This is a genomic window from Serratia sp. YWN4, from assembly GCF_055790845.1.
Map to the genome: position 1 here is coordinate 4,123,089 of NZ_CM147696.1, position 16,705 is coordinate 4,139,793.

The window sequence follows — 16,705 nt, forward strand, 5'->3', positions numbered from 1 at the left end:
CTCTCCCTAATAACGGGCTTTGTCAGTAGCCTGTCTTTACCGCCGGTGGTGCTTTGCCCCGGCGGGCTATCACAAAATAGAGGAATAACTATGCGCACCACAGGAATCTGGGCGATTGCCCTTACCACACTGATTGGCTCACAGGTTGCCTCCGCTGCTGATTTGCCGGGAAAAGGTATTACAGTACAACCGGTACAAAGCACCATTTCTGAAGAAACCTTCCAGACGTTGCTGGTCAGCAAAGCGCTGGAAAAACTCGGCTATGACGTGAAAGAGCCCCGCGAGGTGGATTACAACGTGGCCTACACCTCAATCGCTTCCGGCGATGCCACTTTTATCGCCGTGAACTGGGATCCACTTCAGGCCGATCAGTACCGTTCCGCCGGTGGCGATGACAAGTTCTATCGTGAAGGGGTTTACGTCAACGGCGCGGCACAGGGTTACCTGATCGACAAGAAAACCGCCGATCAGTATCACATCACCAACGTCGAGCAGCTAAAAGACCCGAAAATGGCCAAGCTGTTTGATACCAACGGTGATGGCAAGGCAGATCTGACCGGCTGTACGCCAGGCTGGGGCTGTGAGGCGATGATTAACCATCACATTAAAGCCTACGGCCTGAGTGATACCGTCGAACATAATCAGGGCAACTATGCCGCGATCATTGCCGATACCATTACCCGCTTCAAAGAAGGCAAACCGATACTGTACTACGCCTGGACGCCTTACTGGGTCAGTGATGTGCTGGTGCCGGGCCGCGATGTGGTTTGGCTGCAAGTCCCCTTCTCGTCGCTGCCGGGTGAGCAGAAAAACATCGATACCAAACTGCCGAACGGTGCCAACTACGGCTTCCCGGTCAATACCATGCGGATTGCGGCCAACAAGCCGTGGGCGCAGGCCAACCCGGCGGCCGCTAAGCTGTTCTCCATCATGAAATTGCCGATTGCCGATGTGAATGCGCAGAACCTGCGGATGCATGAAGGCCAAGCCTCTCAAGCAGACATTCAGAATCACGTTAATGGCTGGATCAAGGCCCACCAGGCAACCTTCGATGGCTGGGTGAAAACCGCCACAGAAGCGGCAAAGCAGTAATGATTGAACGGGCGCAGCGCTGCGCCCTTATTCCTCTCGGTAAACCGCCAAAACCGTTCAGCAGCTTTCAAATCAGATAGAATTAAACATTGTTTTAACAACCTGCCTTGCCCGATACTCTGCACCACTGAATATTCTTTTGACTGAACACCGATGAACTCGCAAACCGAAAATCAGGGCCTGAGCCCGGCATTGACCCTTATCATCGCCATGGCCACCGGCCTGGCCGTCGCCAGTAACTACTATGCTCAGCCATTGCTGGAAACCATTGCGCAAAACTTTAACCTGTCGGTCAATCAGGCCGGATTTATCGTCACTGCCGCACAGTTGGGCTATGCGGTCGGCTTGCTGTTTCTGGTGCCGCTTGGCGATATGTTTGAACGCCGCGGGTTGATCGTATTTATGACGCTGCTGGCCGCCGGTGGCATGTTAATCACCGCCGCTTCCAGCACCTTATCCATGATGATCCTGGGCACCGCCCTCACCGGGTTGTTCTCGGTGGTGGCTCAGTTGTTGGTGCCGCTGGCCGCCACGCTGGCCCGCCCGGAGAAACGCGGTAAAACCGTCGGCATTATTATGAGTGGTCTGCTGCTGGGGATCCTGCTGGCGCGTACCGTTGCCGGGGCTCTGGCGGCCATCGGCGGCTGGCGTACCATTTACTGGGTTGCCAGCGTGCTGATGATCCTGATGGCGCTGATCCTGTGGCACGCCTTGCCACGCTATAAACAGCATTCTGGCCTGAATTACCCGCAGCTGCTGAAATCCATCTTCTCGCTGTTCTGCTTCACGCCGCTATTGCGCACCCGCGCCATTATCGGCGCGCTGTCATTCGCCAATTTCAGCATCTTGTGGACCTCAATGGCGTTCCTGTTGGCCGCCCCGCCGTTTAATTATTCCGAAGGGGTGATTGGGCTATTTGGCCTGGTGGGTGCTGCTGGCGCTCTGGCAGCATCACGCGCCGGGCACCTGGCGGATAAAGGTAAAGCCGGGCTGACCACCAGCGTTGGCCTGATACTGTTGCTGCTATCCTGGATCCCGATCGCACTGGCGAAACACTCGCTGTGGGCTTTGATTGTCGGCATTCTGGTGCTCGATCTGGCGGTACAGGGCGTGCATGTCACTAACCAGAGCGTGATTTACCGCATTATGCCAGAAGCCCGCAACCGCCTGACCGCAGGCTATATGACCAGTTATTTTATTGGTGGGGCGCTGGGTTCCGTACTTTCTGCCACCGCTTATCAACATGCGGGCTGGAACGGCGTCGCGGCCATTGGCGGGGTTTTGTGCCTGCTGAACCTGCTGACCTGGTGGCGAGGGAAACGCCATGATCCACTGGGATCAGTAATTTCTTAGTTAGCAAACATATAGTTATTTTTGTAATTTATTAAATACCAGAGAGTATAAACCACACTAACTCTCTGGTATTGTTATCGGGATGTATTATTAGTGCCCTATACCCGATAGTCTTCAAAATGCGGGTCAGTGGTGGCTGAGTCAATCTCAGGGAGTTTCTTCCCCAGTAAAACGGGGTTAAAACGCGCCCCACTACCGCAGGTTAAAGGATAACGGATAGATATTCTGTGACCCGAATACTCATGCAAAACCCTGTTGCCATAGCTTTCTGTTCACTTGTTACTCCCTCCGCCAATACAGAACGCCGCGGAACTCTTCTGCATTCAGTAAATAAATCTTATGTATTTCAATCAACGGGAAAGCTGGATGTGTGCCTTCACTCACAAAGCCATACAGATTGTGATGTTAATCATTTACAAACGGCTTACAAATGACACGAATTGCTAAATTATTCCCCTTGTTGAAGATTTACATTATTAATCACTATCGTTATTATACCGAACGAAATTAATGAGGCTAAAGATTATGGAAAGTTCGTTTACGCCCATAGAACAAATGCTTAATTTCCGCGCCAAGCGCCAGGCAAACTTCCCTTACCAGGAAATTCTGCTGACTCGCCTTTGCATGCATATGCAAAGCAAGCTGCTGGAAAATCGCAATAAAATGCTGAAAGCACAGGGAATCAACGAAACCTTGTTTATGGCGCTCATTACGTTGGATGCGCAAGAAAGCCACAGCATTCAGCCTTCTGAGCTAAGCTCAGCCTTGGGTTCTTCACGCACGAATGCGACCCGCATTGCTGATGAACTGGAAAAACGCGGTTGGATTGAGCGCCGGGAAAGCGACAATGACCGCCGGTGCCTGCATTTGCATCTGACTCCTGCCGGAGAGGCGTTTATCGGCCAACTGCTGCCACCGCAGCACCAATGTCTGCATTTCCTCTGGTCCACGCTGAATGACGAAGAGCAGCAACAGCTTGAAAAACTGACGCGTAAACTCTTGGCACGCCTGGATCAGATGGAAGTTTCAGAACAGTTATCACCCTAATTTCTGTTCAGGTAATCTATTTATGCGATCCCCGTTAAACTGGAGATTCACCCCGCTGTGCGCTGTTTTACTGCTGGCGGGGTGTGCATCTACCGATAATATCGCCCCACAATCCAAACTGATGGATCCGCAACACCTGCAACTTGCACAAACTAAAGTCAGTTCACTGGCGGTTAGCCCACAGTGGTGGCGCACGCTGAATGACCCACAGCTTGATGCGCTGATGACCCAAACGCTGCAAAGCTCGCCGTCGCTCAAACAAGCGGCCGCCCGCGTGCGTGAGGCTCAGAGCGTGGTCGGTGAAGCCAGTGCCGCCAACGGCCCGAACCTGGATCTCAACGCCAGCAGCGATCGCCTGCGTGTGTCGCAAAACACCAACCAGGGCTTCGGTTACCCGACATCGCCGATTTATGAAACCAGCAATTCACTGGGCCTGAATCTGGCCTACGAATTCGACTGGTGGGGCAAATATCGCGATCGGGTGAGCGCGGCAAAAGCTCAAGTCGATGCTGCACGCGCCGAACAGGCACAGGCGGCACTGACGTTGACCAGCTCGGTGGCCTCGGCTTATTACCAGTTGCAGGCCAATTATGCGCTGGAGAAAGTGCTGCAACAGGAAGTGGACAACAATCAGCGTCTGGCCGATCTGCGGCAACAGCAGTACAAAGCCGGGATCTACGGCGTTGATATTCCGCAACAGACCCTGGCACAGGCCGACGGCGCCAAGCAGCAGATCCTCCAGTTGCAGTCACAGATTGAACAGCTTAAGCACCAACTGGCGGCATTAGCGGGCCAGGGCCCGAACGCGATGCAGTCTCTGCATCCGGTTGCACTACCCGCTGAAGCCCTGTTGGCCCCGCAAGGCGAACTGACCGCCGATTTACTGGGTAAACGCCCAGACATTGCGGCACAGCGCCAACTGGTGGAGTCATACAATCAGCGCGTCAGCGCAGCCCGTAAAGAGTTTTACCCCAGCCTGTCGATTTCAGCCTTTGCCGGTTTGAATACCACCCATGTCGGTGGTACCAGCCCGAATCTGCTTGAAGCGGCGAGCCAGGCCTGGAGCGTGATGCCAGCGATCTCTTTGCCGATCTTCCACGCCGGTGCGTTGCGCAGCAAGCTGGGTGAGGAATCTGCACTCTATGATGAAGCGGTGGAATCCTATAACCAAACTATCCTGAATGCGGTACAGGAAACATCCGATGCCATTACCGCTCAGCAAAGCCGTGCCAAGCAACTGCAACAGGCGGCTGCGGCGGCCGAATCCATGCAACAGGTGTACCGAGCCGCTAACGCCCGATACCAGGCAGGGATTATCGGGCGCGACGAACTGTTGACCAGCCAGACGCAGCTATTACAGCAGCAACAGGCGGAACTGAGTGCCAGCAGCAACCTAATGCAGGCGAAGATAGGATTGGTTCGAGCGTTGGGGGGTGGTTATCAGGCCCCGGCGGCGACGGATTCGAAAGCATAGTAAATACCTATAAATATAGAGCGTGGAGAACACCATGAGTGCAAGCGCGGAGATTCAACCCTCGCAGCAACCGAAGGGCAAAAAGAAGCAGCGTAAATTTTGGCTGCTGCTGCTGACGGTTATTTTTATCGTTATTGGGGTGGCCTATTTAGTGTATTGGTTCCTGGTGCTGCGTCATCATCAGGAAACGGATAACGCCTATGTCGCCGGTAATCAGGTGCAAATCATGGCGCAGGTGTCCGGTAGCGTGAACAGCGTCACGTTCGACAGCACGGATTTCGTGCGGAAAGGGGATGTGCTGCTGACGCTCGACCCTACCGATGCCGAACAGGCGTTTGAACGCGCCAAAACCGCGCTGGCCAACAGCGTGCGCCAAACGCATCAATTGGTGATCAACAGTAGACAGTATCAGGCCAATGTTGCACTGCGCAAATCTGAACTGAGCAAGGCTGAAAACGATCTCAAGCGCCGTGTGGTACTGGGCAGCGTGGATGCGATTGGCCGCGAAGAATTGCAACACGCACGCGAAGCGGTAGACAGCGCCAAAGCGACGCTGGAAGTGGCGGTACAGCAATACAACGCCAATCAGGCCATGGTGCTGAATACCCCGCTGGCAAAACAGCCCGCCATTTTGCAAGCGGCCGCGCAGATGCGTGATGCCTGGATGGCGCTGCAACGTACCCGCGTGATCAGCCCGATTACCGGCTTTGTCTCACGCCGCAGCGTGCAGGTCGGCGCGCAGATCTCGCCAGGAACGCCGCTGATGGCGGTGGTTCCGGCCGATCATCTCTGGGTGGATGCCAACTTTAAAGAAACCCAGATCGCCAATATGCGTATTGGCCAACCGGCTACCGTGATCAGCGACGTTTACGGCAGTGACGTGGTGTTCAAGGGCAAAGTGGTGGGTATTGATATGGGCACCGGCAGCGCCTTCTCGCTACTGCCAGCGCAAAACGCCACCGGTAACTGGATCAAAGTCGTACAGCGTTTACCGGTGCGTATCGAGCTGGATCCCGAGCAGATTGCTGAACATCCGCTGCGGATCGGCCTTTCGACCTTGGTCACCATCGACACCAGCAATCGCGATGGCCAGATACTCTCCAACGTGGTGCGCGAACAACCGCGCTATGAAACCAGCGCACTGATGCTGGATCTGGCCCCCGTTGATCAGATGATCGCCGATGTGATCCATGCAAACGCCGGTTAAGCGCGCGGGAGGCTACCTTGGCACAAAAACCGCTTGAAGGTGCCCAGCTTGCCTGGATGACGATCGCGCTGGCTATGGCGACCTTTATGCAGGTACTGGATTCCACCATTGCCAACGTTGCGATACCAACCATCGCCGGTAACCTCGGGTCTTCCACCTCGCAGGGCACCTGGGTGATCACCTCGTTTGGGGTGGCGAACGCCATCTCCATTCCGATCACCGGTTGGTTGGCAAAGCGTATCGGCGAAGTGCGCCTGTTCCTGTGGTCCACGGCGCTGTTCGTTCTCGCCTCCTGGCTGTGTGGGATCTCCAACAGCCTGGGCATGCTGATCTTCTTCCGCGTGATCCAAGGGGTAGTGGCTGGGCCGCTGATCCCGCTGTCGCAAAGTTTGCTATTGAACAACTACCCTCCCGCCAAGCGAGCAATGGCCCTGGCGCTCTGGTCGATGACCGTGATCGTTGCGCCGATTTTCGGGCCGATTCTGGGCGGGTATATCAGTGATAACTATCACTGGGGCTGGATCTTCTTTATCAATATCCCTATCGGGCTGTTTGTCATTCTGGCCGCAATGTCGACGTTGAAAGGCCGGGAGACCAGAACCGAGATCAAACCGATCGATACCGTTGGGCTGGTTCTGCTGGTGGTGGGTATCGGTTCGCTGCAAATCATGCTCGATCAGGGCAAAGAGCTGGACTGGTTCAACTCGACGGAGATTATCGTCCTGACGGTGGTGGCCGTGGTGGCGCTGGTGTTCCTGGTGGTATGGGAGTTGACCGACGATCACCCGGTGGTGGATTTGTCGTTATTCAAATCGCGCAACTTTACCATCGGCTGCCTGTGTATCAGCCTGGCGTACATGCTGTATTTCGGGGCGATTGTGCTGTTGCCGCAGTTGCTACAGGAGGTGTATGGCTATACCGCCACCTGGGCAGGCTTGGCGTCCGCGCCGGTGGGGCTGATCCCGGTGCTGCTGTCACCCATCATCGGCAAATTCGGCAACCGGCTGGATATGCGCCGCCTGGTCACCTTCAGCTTCATTATGTATGCCGTGTGCTTCTACTGGCGCGCCTATACGTTTGAACCGGGGATGGATTTTGGCGCTTCGGCCTGGCCGCAGTTTGTGCAGGGCTTTGCCATCGCCTGCTTCTTTATGCCGCTGACCACCATTACCCTGTCAGGGTTGCCGCCCGATCGCATTGCCGCCGCGTCGAGCCTGTCGAACTTTCTCCGTACGCTGGCGGGTTCTATCGGTACCTCGATCACCACTACCTTGTGGACCCGGCGTGAGTCGATGCATCATGCGCAGCTGACGGAGTTTGTGACCCCGTTCAACCCACAGTCGCAAGAGATGTATACCAAACTTGAACAGCTCGGGATGAGCAAACAGCAGGCTTCGGCGTATATCGCCAATGAGATCACCGCTCAGGGGCTGATTATCTCGGCCAACGAGATTTTCTGGCTGTCTGCCGGGGTGTTCCTGATCCTGTTGGCACTGGTGTGGTTCGCCAAACCGCCATTCAGTTCCGGCGGCGGTGGCGGCGGCGCTCACTGATCGCCAAAAAGCAAAACGGGCGCTCTGGTGAGTGCCCGTTTTTTTATCCTGCGGATCCGTTATGCCTGATTCTGACGCCACCAGTCGGCCAGCAGAATACCGGTCGCTACCGAAACGTTCAGGCTTTCCACCTTGCCGGTTCCACCGATAGATACGCTCATGTCACCCTGCTGCCAAGCGCTGTCGCTCAAGCCATCACGCTCCTGGCCCAATACCAGCACCATTTTGGCAGGCAGCTTGGCCTGTGCCAACGCGGTCCCTTTATGGCTGGAGGTGGTTACAATGGTGTAACCCGCTTTGCGGAAGGTATCCAATACCGACAGGAAATCATCGGCGTTGATGGCTTTGATATGCTCCGCGCCGCCTTCTGCGGTACGCACCGCTGCGCCCGACTCCAGCAAAGCCGGATCCTGCAACAGCACCGCGTTAACACCGAAGTGCGCGCACGATCGCACGATCGCCCCCAGGTTGTGCGGGTTGCCCACTTCTTCCAGCGCCAGCACACAATCTTTTGCCGGGGCGTTTTGCAGATAGGTCTGCGCATCCAGACCCTGACGCTTTTTGATCAGGAAGCACACGCCGCCGTGGTGTTCAGTACCGGAGGCTTTCGCCAGTTCTTCTTCATCCACCACGTGGTAAGCCTTGCGGTTAGCCGCCATCCAGCGCAGCGCTTCGCGAAAACGCGGCGTGACGGACTGCACGAACCAGGCACGCACGATAGCGTCTGGGCGGCTGGCGAACAGCGCCTGACAGGCATTTTCACCATAAACGCGGGTTTCTTCTGCACGCTGGCGGCGCAACTGCTCTGGATCGATAAAGCTTTTACCGCTGATGCCACCGTGGTCAAACGCCGGTTCTTCTTCCGGGCCTCGGGACACGGTTTTCCACGGCGAATCATAACCACCGCGATCTTCAGTGCGCGCCGGGCGACGAGGACGATCGCTTTCACTGCGGCGGGAATCAGCACCACGGCGGTCTTGACTACGCGACTTATCCTGGCCAGTGCGGCCACCTGTGCGTGCATTATCAGCCGGGCGGCCTTTGCCGTCCGGACGCTTATTCTTGTTACGGTTGTCGCCGCTGTCATCGTCACTGCGGACGTACATCACTTTGACCTTACCGTTCTTGCCACTAAATGAATCGTTCATTGTCTTCTCCACCAACGCGCAGGGCGCGAAGATTACCTGATGTTGGTACGCTAAGCCACCAACTTGCGCAAAAGCCAGCAACTATCACACTCATCGAACAAATCACTTTGTTCAATGCGGCACTTTTGCCGATAATAAGTAACATTGAGGATACATATTCGCAGCCTATATTGCTGCGCCAGCACCCGAGGTAACCATGAATACAGTTTGTGCAGCCTGCAATGCCATCAACCGCGTCCCCGAAGAGCGCTTGGCCGATGGCGCTAAATGTGGCCGCTGCGGCCATGAATTGTTCAGCGGCGAAGTGATTAACGCCACGGCCGCAACGCTTGACCATCTGTTGCAGGATGATCTGCCGGTGGTGGTCGATTTCTGGGCTCCGTGGTGTGGCCCTTGCCGCAGTTTCGCGCCTATCTTTGAAGATGTGGCCGAAGAACGTGCTGGCAAGGTGCGCTTCGTGAAGGTGAATACCGAAGCTGAACCCGAGCTGAGCGCCCGCTTCCACATCCGCAGCATTCCTACCATTATGATGTTCCGTGAAGGCAAAATGGTCGATATGCTCAACGGTGCCATGCCGAAAACGCCATTTGATAACTGGCTCAACGATTTAGTTTAACGCAAAAAACCTGGCTGCGCCGCCCCTTGTTTGTCACGTCTGTTAAAGCCCGAGGGGTTCTCCCGCCGGGCTTTTTTCTGCGCTACAATAGCGGTTTTTCTCAGGATCGTTATGACCGACAACGCTGTACTTCGCCTACGCCAATTCCGTTTAGCCCATGCTACCCGCCCGTTTCTGGCTCGCGGCTGCCGCGCAGTGCGTTGTCAACATTGCCTGCTGCCACAGCAAAACTGCCTGTGCGCCACCATTAAACCGCAGTTGGCCAACAGTCGCTTCTGCCTGATCATGTTCGGAGCCGAACCGCTCAAGCCCAGCAATACCGGCCGCCTGATCGCCGATATCCTGCCGGATACTCAGGCATTTCTCTGGTCGCGTACCGAAATCGAGCCAGGATTAATTGAGGCGATTAACGATCCCACTCGCCAACCTTATGTGGTATTCCCGGCCTCCTATGCCGATCCCGATCGCCCGGTATTCAGTGAATTACCCAGCGGCGGGAAGCCGCCTTTGTTTATCATGCTTGATGGCACCTGGTCTGAAGCGCGCAAAATGTTCCGCAAAAGCCCGTATCTGAATCAGTTTCCGGTCTTTTCGCTGAACGTGTTGGCCGCTTCCGGTTATCAACTGCGTGAAGCCAGCCGTACCGAACAGCACTGCACCGCCGAAGTAGCCGCTGCGTTATTGCAACAGGCGGGGGACGAGCAGGCCGCAATCGGCCTTGCTCAGCATTTCAATTACTTCCGCGAGCAGTATCTGGCGGGGAAACCTCACCGCCCAGAGGCACCGGTCACAGCAAACCGGCCACAAAGCGTCTAACATCAAGCGACAAGTCACATACACACAAAGATCCAGGGGATATCAGGAGCCGTATATGAGCCAGCGAGGGTTAGAAGCACTGTTACGTCCTAAGTCGATTGCCGTTATCGGCGCTTCGCAACAACCCAACCGCGCCGGTTATCTGATGATGCGCAATCTGCTGGCCGGTGGTTTTACTGGCCCGATTTTACCGGTGACGCCACGCTACAAAGCCGTGTGCGGTGTTATGGCTTATCCAGACGTTACCAGCCTGCCGCTGACGCCCGATCTGGCCGTGCTGTGCGTCAACGCCCAACGTAACCTGCAACTGATTGAAGCGCTAGGCGAGCGCGGTTGCAAAGCGGCGATCGTGCTCTCCGCCCCGCATCAGCAATTTGCCGAACTCAAAGCCACTGCACAGCGTTATTCAATGCGGCTGCTCGGGCCAAACAGCCTGGGCCTGCTGGCACCATGGCAAGGCATCAATGCCAGCTTTTCACCGGTTCCCATTCAGAAAGGCAAACTGGCGTTCATTTCCCAGTCGGCCGCCGTGGCCAATACCGTTTTGGACTGGGCACAGCAGCGTGAGGTTGGCTTCTCCTATTTCATCGCGCTGGGCGACAGCCTGGATATCGACGTTGACGATCTGCTCGATTTCCTGGCGCGCGACAGCAAAACCAGCGCCATTCTGTTGTACCTGGAAAACATCAGCGATGCGCGGCGTTTCCTTTCGGCCTCGCGCAGTGCCTCACGCAATAAACCGATATTGGTGATCAAAAGTGGCCGCAGCCAACAGGCGCAGTTGCTGCTCAACAGCCAGCAAGGGCTGGATGCCGCCTATGATGCCGCGATCCAGCGCGCCGGTTTGCTGCGCGTGCAGGATACCCACGAGCTGTTTTCCGCCGTAGAAACCTTAAGCCATATGCACCCACTGCGCGGCGAGCGGTTGATGATTATCAGCAATGGCGCGGCACCCGCTGCCATGGCGCTGGATGAACTGCTGGCGCGCAATGGCAAACTGGCCGTGCTGACGGAAGAAACGCAGGAAAAGCTCAAGGCAGCCCTGCCGGAATTTGTCCAGGCCAGCAACCCGATCGATTTGCGTGATGACGCCACGCCACAGCGTTATCTGGCGGCACTGCAACCACTGCTTGATAGCCACGATTACGATGCACTGCTGCTGATTCATGCCCCTAGCGCCGCGTCACCGGGCACTGAAACCGCTGAACGGCTGATCGAGGCCATACGGCAGCACCCGCGCGGTAAACGCCTCACGTTGATGACCAACTGGTGTGGGGAATATTCCTCACAAGAAGCCCGCCGTCAGTTTACCGAGGCCGGGATCCCCACCTATCGCACGCCAGAAGGCGCCGTCACCGCTTTTATGCATATGGTGGAATACCGCCGCAACCAGAAACAGTTGAAAGAAACCCCGGCGCTGCCCGTCGGGCTCACCGCCAATACTGCCGATGCACACCGCTTGATCGACCGGGCGCTGGCAGAGGGGGCGACTCAGCTCGACACGCATGAAGTACAGCCGATCCTGCAAGCTTACGGCCTCAGTACATTACCTACCTGGATTGCCGGAGACAGCGCCGAAGCGGTGCATATTGCCGAGCAGATTGGCTATCCGGTGGCGCTGAAGCTGCGTTCGCCTGATATTCCGCACAAATCTGAAGTACAGGGCGTGATGCTTTATCTGCGCACCGCCACCGAAGTGCAGCGCGCGGCAGAAGCGATCCTCGATCGAGTAAAACGCACTTATCCGCAGGCACGCATTCACGGATTGCTGGTGCAAAGTATGGCCAACCGTGCCGGGGCGCAGGAGCTGCGGATTGCCGTGGAGCAAGACGCCATCTTCGGCCCGTTGATTATGCTGGGTGAAGGCGGGGTCGAATGGCGGCAGGAAAATCAGGTGGTAGTCGCACTGCCGCCGCTGAATATGGCACTGGCGCGCTATCTGGTATTGCAAGCGGTGAAAGGGGGCAAAATCCGTGGCCGCAGTGCGTTGCGCCCGCTCGATATTCCTGGGTTAAGCCGCCTGTTAGTTCAGGTTTCCAACCTGATCCTGGATTGCCCGCAGATCTCACGTCTTGATATTCATCCGGTCTTGGCTTCCGGCAGCGAATTTACCCTATTGGATGTATCCATGCAGCTCGCCCCTTTCAGCGGCGATCCGCAAACACGGCTGGCCATCCGCCCATATCCGCATGAACTGGAAGAAACTATTACCTTAAAAGACGGCTCGCAATGCCTGTTCCGCCCGATCCTGCCGGAAGACGAACCGGCGTTGAAGCACTTTATCGATCACGTCACCAAAGAAGATCTTTACTACCGCTATTTCAGTGAGATCAACGAGTTTAGCCATGACGATTTGGCCAACATGACGCAAATCGACTACGATCGAGAGATGGCTTTCGTTGCCGTGCGTAACGGTGAAGAGATCATTGGCGTCACCCGGGCGCTTTCCGATCCGGATAATACCGATGCCGAGTTCGCCGTGCTGGTGCGCTCCGATCTGAAAGGCTTAGGCCTGGGCAGGCAGCTCATGGTGAAACTGATCGGCTACGCCCGCGCACGTGGTCTGACTCGCCTGATCGGGATTACGATGCCAAATAATCGGGGTATGGTGACGCTGGCGCAAAAGCTTGGCTTTGCGATCGACGTCCAAATTGATGAAGGGATTGTCAATTTAACCCTGCCGCTACAAACCACCGTAACGCCGTGATCTCTGCCGCAATGCGCTACGAATCCATCACTTAACACCAAAAAATACGCGCAATTGGGCAAGTAGTGGTATTATCCCCGGTTATTCGAATGACGGTTTTAATGCGAGTGGCATTCCGGCCATCCAAACATGAGAGAAGAAGCGCACTGTGATGTTGTCAAAATTTAAACGTAGTAAACATCAACAACACCTTGCACAACTGCCCAAACTCCCCCAGACGGTTGCTGATGTCCGTACCCTTTATGCGCCTGCCGATTTCCGCACCACGCTGCTGGAATCGATCGCTAATGCTACAACGCGTATCTATCTGGTCGCGCTCTATCTGGAGCATGACGATGCTGGCCGCGATATCCTTGAAGCACTTTATCAGGCCAAGCAGCAGCGCCCAGAACTGGAAATCTGTGTTCTGGTCGACTGGCATCGCGCTCAGCGCGGGCGTATCGGTGCGGCGGCAACCAATACCAACGCGGATTGGTATTGTGCTATGGCAGCACAGCACCCACAGATTTCGGTTCCGGTGTACGGTGTTCCGGTTAATACTCGTGAAGCTTTGGGCGTGTTGCATTTAAAGGGCTTTGTGATTGACGATACCGTTATTTACAGCGGTGCCAGTATTAATGATGTCTATCTGCATCAGCACGAGAAATACCGTTACGATCGCTACCAGTTAATCACTAACGCGGTACTGGCTGAGACTCTGACCGATTACATCAAGCAACACCTGCTGATCGCCGGTGCCGTGCAACGCCTTGATCGTGACGATCGGCCAAAAAGCCCGGAAATCAAGAACGAAACCCGCCTGTTCCGCTTTGCCCTGCGTCGCGCCAGTTATCAGTTTCGCGGTAATGCTGGCAATGATGAATTGGCGGTAACTCCGCTGGTCGGGCTGGGTAAACAGAGCATCCTGAATAAAACCATTCATCATCTGATGGCCAGCGCCGATCAGAAACTGACGCTGTGTACGCCTTACTTCAACCTGCCAGCCCTGCTGGTGCGCAATATCATTTATCTGCTGCGCCAAGGGAAGCAGGTAGAAATTATCGTGGGCGATAAAACCGCTAATGATTTCTACATTCCTGAAGATCAACCGTTCAAGATTATCGGTGCATTACCCTATCTGTACGAAATCAACCTGCGCCGTTTCCTGAGCCGCCTGCAGCGTTATGTCGATACCGGCCAGCTTATCGTGCGCCTGTGGAAAGACGGCGATAACAGTTATCACCTGAAAGGTATGTGGGTGGATGATGAGTGGCAATTAATCACCGGTAACAATCTTAACCCGCGCGCCTGGCGACTGGATTTAGAGAATGCGATCCTGATCCACGACCCTAAACAGGAAACGCGCGAACAGCGTCACAAAGAGCTGGAGATGATCCGTATTCATACGACAGTGGTCGATAATTATCTCGATCTGCAGAGCATCCAGCAATATCCGGTGAAAGTGCGCAAACTGATCCGCCGCTTACGCCGTATCCGTATTGATAGATTGATTAGCCGTATACTGTAGCACCGTTATAATGAACTTCAGCCCGGCAATGCTGGGCTTTTTTGTAGGTAATGAAATGATGCGCCCACTCCGTCTGCTTATCCTCCTTCCAGTGCTGTTTTTCACTAGTGGCTGCACACATATGGCCAATGATCGCTGGACGGGGAAAGACAAAGCTCAGCATTTCGTTGCCTCTGCGGCCTTTGCCGCTACTGGAGCGGCCTATGGTGACCGCCAGAATTGGAATGAAGCCCGCAGCCGCAGCTTTGGTCTGTCATTTTCGATCGGCCTTGGCGCAGCTAAAGAACTGTATGACAGCCGAGAAGGCGGCACCGGCTGGAGTTGGAAGGATTTTGCCTGGGATGTGGCAGGCGCAGCCACTGGCTACGGCCTATACCACATCGCCCGGTGATTTACAGTTGGATCTCGTTACCCTTGCGGTGCAGTTTTAATGAAACGACCAGCGCCAGCAGACACATCGCCGAGACATACCAGAAGAAGGCATGCTCCACCCCGAAGGACTTCAGCGACAGCGCGACATATTCAGCCGAACCGCCAAACATGGCGTTAGCTACCGCATAAGACAGGCCTACCCCTAACGCCCGCACTTCTGGTGGGAACATCTCAGCTTTCAACAGCCCGCTGATCGAGGTGTAGAAACTGACGATAAACAGCGCCAGCACGATCAGACCGAATGCCGCATAAGGGCTGGTAACGCTTTTCAGGGTAAACAGAATGGGCACCGTCAGCAAAGTCGCCAGCGAGGTAAAGATCAGCATCGAGCTGCGGCGGCCAATCTTGTCCGATAACGCCCCTATCAGCGGCTGCAACAGCATGTAGATAAATAGCGCGGCGGTCATGATGATGCTGGCCAGTTTGGCATCCAGACCGGTGGTATTGACCAGGTATTTCTGCATGTAGGTGGTGAAGGTGTAAAAGCTCAGCGAGCCGCCAGCGGTAAAACCCAGCACCATCAGAAATGCCTTCCGATTTTTCCACAGCCCTTTCAGCGACCCAGCATCTTTATGGCTACGAGTTTTCGCATCGGACGTTTCATTCAGCGAACGCCGCAAGAACAGCGCAACTACCGCCAACGCTGCACCCAGCGCGAACGGAATGCGCCAGCCCCAGGCCTTTAGTTCTTCGGTGGAAAGGATCTGCTGCAACCCCACCAGAACCAACAACGCCAACAGTTGACCGCCAATCAGCGTCACGTATTGGAAGGAGGCATAAAAACCACGCTTCCCCTCCACCGCTACCTCACTCATATAGGTAGCACTGGTACCGTATTCACCACCAACCGACAGCCCCTGGAACAGCCGGGCTATCAACAGCAAGGCCGGTGCCCAACTACCAATCGCCTCATAGGTCGGTAAACAGGCGATCGCCAGCGATCCGGCGCACATCATGCAGACCGATATCAACATCGAGTTTTTCCGGCCATGCCGATCGGCAATATAGCCAAACAGCCAGCCGCCAATTGGCCGCATAAAGAAACCGGCGGCAAAGACGCCAGCAGTCTGTAACAACTGCGTAGTGCTGTTACCCGCAGGGAAGAATGAGGCGGCAAAATAGATTGAGCAGAACGAGTAGACGTAAAAATCAAACCACTCCACCAGGTTCCCCGATGAAGCCCCAACAATAGCGAAAATACGCTTCTTTTTATCTTGCGCCGCCAGATCGGCACTTTCCTCACTCTCAATAGCCAAAGTTGTTTCTACCATTGTGTTTTCTCCGCACTAACCCAGCAATATAAGCCGATGTATTGTCAGTTAATTGTTTCTTAATTGTTGGTTTTTAGTTAACAATAAATCCTGACAACAGGCTAAACATAACTGGAAAAACAGAGAGCTAAACGTGATTTTTGTGACGGAGGTTAAATAGTAGGGTGTAACTAGATGAAACTACGTTGAATTTTTTCTTGATAAAGTAAAAAGCCTCATGCTTTCGCATGAGGCTTTTTACTTTGTTTGATGCCTGGCAGTGTCCTACTCTCGCATGGGGAGACCCCACACTACCATCGGCGCTACGGCGTTTCACTTCTGAGTTCGGCATGGGATCAGGTGGGACCACCGCGCTATTGCCGCCAGGCAAATTCTGTTTTATTCCAGGCCGTCACATGTCTTTACACGCAACCACCAGAACCAATCTAAGAACGTCGCTGAAAATTAAAACTTATATTCTGTCTCTCACCAAAACACCTTCG

At 54.9% G+C, this 16,705-nt stretch carries 13 protein-coding genes and 1 rRNA gene; 11 read left to right on the forward strand and 3 right to left on the reverse strand.

Going from position 1 to position 16,705, the window contains the following annotated elements; translation table 11 throughout:
• The first annotated feature begins 90 nt into the window (after window positions 1-90).
• The 6 genes from proX (at window position 91) to emrB (ending at window position 7,726) form a co-directional block, all read left to right on the forward strand.
• Window positions 91-1,092 carry a glycine betaine/L-proline ABC transporter substrate-binding protein ProX gene (gene proX, locus ACX9GT_RS19410; protein ID WP_473188290.1) on the forward strand — a complete coding sequence of 334 codons (1,002 nt, stop codon included), beginning with the start codon at window positions 91-93 and terminating at the stop codon, window positions 1,090-1,092.
• A gap of 153 nt (window positions 1,093-1,245) precedes the next feature.
• Window positions 1,246-2,445, forward strand: a complete 1,200-nt coding sequence (locus tag ACX9GT_RS19415; protein WP_473188291.1) for an MFS transporter — start codon at window positions 1,246-1,248, stop codon at window positions 2,443-2,445.
• A 525-nt stretch (window positions 2,446-2,970) separates the two neighbouring features.
• Window positions 2,971-3,492: a transcriptional repressor MprA gene (gene mprA / locus ACX9GT_RS19420; RefSeq protein ID WP_473188292.1), complete on the forward strand. Its 522-nt coding sequence runs from the start codon at window positions 2,971-2,973 to the stop codon at window positions 3,490-3,492.
• 22 nt (window positions 3,493-3,514) lie between these two features.
• Window positions 3,515-4,966, forward strand: coding sequence for an efflux transporter outer membrane subunit (locus tag ACX9GT_RS19425; protein ID WP_473188293.1), 1,452 nt, complete (start codon window positions 3,515-3,517; stop codon window positions 4,964-4,966).
• A 34-nt stretch (window positions 4,967-5,000) separates the two neighbouring features.
• Window positions 5,001-6,173, forward strand: a complete 1,173-nt coding sequence (emrA, locus tag ACX9GT_RS19430) for a multidrug efflux MFS transporter periplasmic adaptor subunit EmrA (protein ID WP_473188294.1) — start codon at window positions 5,001-5,003, stop codon at window positions 6,171-6,173.
• 56 nt (window positions 6,174-6,229) lie between these two features.
• Complete coding sequence (gene emrB / locus ACX9GT_RS19435) at window positions 6,230-7,726, forward strand: multidrug efflux MFS transporter permease subunit EmrB (protein WP_473191641.1); 1,497 nt, start codon at window positions 6,230-6,232, stop codon at window positions 7,724-7,726.
• Window positions 7,727-7,785: 59 nt separating this feature from the next.
• Here the strand turns inward: emrB and ACX9GT_RS19440 are convergent, their stop codons facing one another.
• Complete coding sequence (locus tag ACX9GT_RS19440) at window positions 7,786-8,874, reverse strand: tRNA/rRNA methyltransferase (protein ID WP_473188295.1); 1,089 nt, start codon at window positions 8,872-8,874, stop codon at window positions 7,786-7,788.
• Window positions 8,875-9,070: 196 nt separating this feature from the next.
• Between ACX9GT_RS19440 and trxC the strand changes: the two genes are divergently transcribed.
• The 5 genes from trxC (at window position 9,071) to ACX9GT_RS19465 (ending at window position 14,911) form a co-directional block, all read left to right on the forward strand.
• Window positions 9,071-9,490, forward strand: coding sequence for a thioredoxin TrxC (trxC, locus tag ACX9GT_RS19445; protein ID WP_473188296.1), 420 nt, complete (start codon window positions 9,071-9,073; stop codon window positions 9,488-9,490).
• Between the two features lie 111 nt (window positions 9,491-9,601).
• Entirely contained in the window at window positions 9,602-10,306 is a 705-nt protein-coding gene (locus ACX9GT_RS19450; RefSeq protein ID WP_473188297.1) for a tRNA-uridine aminocarboxypropyltransferase, read from the forward strand.
• 55 nt (window positions 10,307-10,361) lie between these two features.
• Entirely contained in the window at window positions 10,362-13,013 is a 2,652-nt protein-coding gene (locus tag ACX9GT_RS19455) for a bifunctional acetate--CoA ligase family protein/GNAT family N-acetyltransferase (protein WP_473188298.1), read from the forward strand.
• Between the two features lie 151 nt (window positions 13,014-13,164).
• The gene (gene pssA / locus ACX9GT_RS19460; RefSeq protein ID WP_473188299.1) at window positions 13,165-14,520 is read left to right on the forward strand and encodes a CDP-diacylglycerol--serine O-phosphatidyltransferase; all 1,356 of its coding nucleotides are present in this window, start codon (window positions 13,165-13,167) and stop codon (window positions 14,518-14,520) included.
• Between the two features lie 58 nt (window positions 14,521-14,578).
• The gene (locus tag ACX9GT_RS19465; protein WP_473191642.1) at window positions 14,579-14,911 is read left to right on the forward strand and encodes a YfiM family lipoprotein; all 333 of its coding nucleotides are present in this window, start codon (window positions 14,579-14,581) and stop codon (window positions 14,909-14,911) included.
• A gap of 1 nt (window position 14,912) precedes the next feature.
• Here ACX9GT_RS19465 and ACX9GT_RS19470 read toward each other — a convergent pair whose 3' ends face one another.
• Window positions 14,913-16,223 carry an MFS family transporter gene (locus ACX9GT_RS19470; protein WP_473188300.1) on the reverse strand — a complete coding sequence of 437 codons (1,311 nt, stop codon included), beginning with the start codon at window positions 16,221-16,223 and terminating at the stop codon, window positions 14,913-14,915.
• Window positions 16,224-16,474: 251 nt separating this feature from the next.
• Window positions 16,475-16,590 (reverse strand): 5S ribosomal RNA (rrf, locus tag ACX9GT_RS19475).
• Window positions 16,591-16,705 lie beyond the last annotated feature (115 nt).

Coding starts and splice junctions, on each gene's coding strand:
- proX (WP_473188290.1), top strand. CDS start 91: ATGCGCACCACAGGAATCTGGGCGATTGCCCTTACCACACTGATTGGC.
- ACX9GT_RS19415 (WP_473188291.1), top strand. CDS start 1,246: ATGAACTCGCAAACCGAAAATCAGGGCCTGAGCCCGGCATTGACCCTT.
- mprA (WP_473188292.1), top strand. CDS start 2,971: ATGGAAAGTTCGTTTACGCCCATAGAACAAATGCTTAATTTCCGCGCC.
- ACX9GT_RS19425 (WP_473188293.1), top strand. CDS start 3,515: ATGCGATCCCCGTTAAACTGGAGATTCACCCCGCTGTGCGCTGTTTTA.
- emrA (WP_473188294.1), top strand. CDS start 5,001: ATGAGTGCAAGCGCGGAGATTCAACCCTCGCAGCAACCGAAGGGCAAA.
- emrB (WP_473191641.1), top strand. CDS start 6,230: ATGACGATCGCGCTGGCTATGGCGACCTTTATGCAGGTACTGGATTCC.
- ACX9GT_RS19440 (WP_473188295.1), bottom strand. CDS start 8,874: ATGAACGATTCATTTAGTGGCAAGAACGGTAAGGTCAAAGTGATGTAC.
- trxC (WP_473188296.1), top strand. CDS start 9,071: ATGAATACAGTTTGTGCAGCCTGCAATGCCATCAACCGCGTCCCCGAA.
- ACX9GT_RS19450 (WP_473188297.1), top strand. CDS start 9,602: ATGACCGACAACGCTGTACTTCGCCTACGCCAATTCCGTTTAGCCCAT.
- ACX9GT_RS19455 (WP_473188298.1), top strand. CDS start 10,362: ATGAGCCAGCGAGGGTTAGAAGCACTGTTACGTCCTAAGTCGATTGCC.
- pssA (WP_473188299.1), top strand. CDS start 13,165: ATGTTGTCAAAATTTAAACGTAGTAAACATCAACAACACCTTGCACAA.
- ACX9GT_RS19465 (WP_473191642.1), top strand. CDS start 14,579: ATGCGCCCACTCCGTCTGCTTATCCTCCTTCCAGTGCTGTTTTTCACT.
- ACX9GT_RS19470 (WP_473188300.1), bottom strand. CDS start 16,223: ATGGTAGAAACAACTTTGGCTATTGAGAGTGAGGAAAGTGCCGATCTG.